The organism is Micromonospora sp. NPDC050417, from assembly GCF_044458865.1.
Taxonomy (GTDB): domain Bacteria; phylum Actinomycetota; class Actinomycetes; order Mycobacteriales; family Micromonosporaceae; genus Micromonospora_G.
On record NZ_JBITIH010000074.1, the window covers coordinates 1 to 1,347 of the forward strand.

Annotated in this window: 1 protein-coding gene; it reads left to right on the forward strand. The window is 66.7% G+C overall.

The features are described from left to right. Positions 1–255 precede the first annotated feature (255 nt). Positions 256–1,329 (forward strand): IS110 family transposase, encoded by a 1,074-nt coding sequence (locus ACIBF5_RS32715; RefSeq protein WP_396816757.1) that lies wholly within the window; start codon positions 256–258, stop codon positions 1,327–1,329. Positions 1,330–1,347 lie beyond the last annotated feature (18 nt).

The window sequence follows — 1,347 nt, forward strand, 5'->3', positions numbered from 1 at the left end:
CCGCTACGACTGTGAGGATGAGCGAGTGCCGCCCGGTACTTGGGTCTGACTCGCGCTACGACGGACCTTCGGTGTCTTGAGTTTGATCTGTCGACTCGGGTTCCGGGCGGTGCTTGCTGCCGCCGGACCGGCGGGGTCGTGTCCCGATAGGGGCCTTGCGGCTATGAAGGCGCCATCACAGTCCTGACCAGCCTTGCCGGCCCGGCGACGGCCATCCGTTCCCAAGCCGTCAGGAGCCGAACAGCCTTGTCCAGCATGTCCTATCCAGCTTCGCCCGGCCAACATGACACGTCCGGCGAGGTGGTCCTCGGCGTCGATACGCACAAAGACGTCCATGTCGCCGCTGCCCTGAGCATCCACGGCGTTCTGCTGGGCAGCCAGAGCTTTCCCACTACCGCTGCCGGCTATCGTGCGATGCTCTGCTGGGCAGCCACCCTGGGCCAGGTCAGCCGAGCCGGAGTGGAAGGCACCCATTCCTACGGGGCCGCACTGACACGCCATCTGCACTCCGCGGGGATCGCGGTGATCGAGGTCAGCCGTCCAGACCGGGCTCAGCGCAGGCGCCGAGGCAAGACCGACACCATCGACGCCGAAGCCGCAGCACGCGCGGTTCTGTCCGGGCAAGCCACTGCTCTGGCCAAGACCAGCGACGGTCACGTCGAGCGCATCCGCCTGTTCAAGCTCGCCAAGACGTCAGCCATCAAGGCCCGCACGCAGGCAATCAACCAGCTCAAAGCCGTCCTCATCGGCGCCGACACGGCACTACGTGACTCCATGACCGGCCTGAGCCTCCCCAAGCTCGTCCGCCGCTGCGCTGACCTCGACCCCAGCAACGCCGACGATCTCGTATCCGCCGCGGCATACACCCTGCGCTTACTGGCCCGCCGTGTCACCGAACTCACCCACGAGGTCGACGACCTGAACCGCCGCATCACCGACGCGATCAACGCTCACACGCCCGAACTACTGCGTCGCCACGGCGTTGGCCCCGACACCGCCGCAGCGCTACTCCTGGCCGCCGGCGACAACCCGCGACGGCTCACCAGCGAAGCGTCTTTCGCCGCGCTCTGTGGCGTCAGCCCCATCGAGATGTCCTCCGGCAAAACCCAACGCCGCCGCCTCAACCGAGGCGGCGACCGCCACGCCAACTCAGCGCTCTACATCATCGTCCTCGCCCGGCTCCGCTGGGACACCCGCACCCGCGCCTACCTGGACCGACGCGTCTCCGAAGGCAAAACCCGACGCGAAGCCATCCGCTGCCTCAAACGCTACGTCGCGCGAGAGCTCTACGAGCTCATCACCCAACCCACCAGTTCCACAGCCGCTTGACATCCATAGGGGCATCAA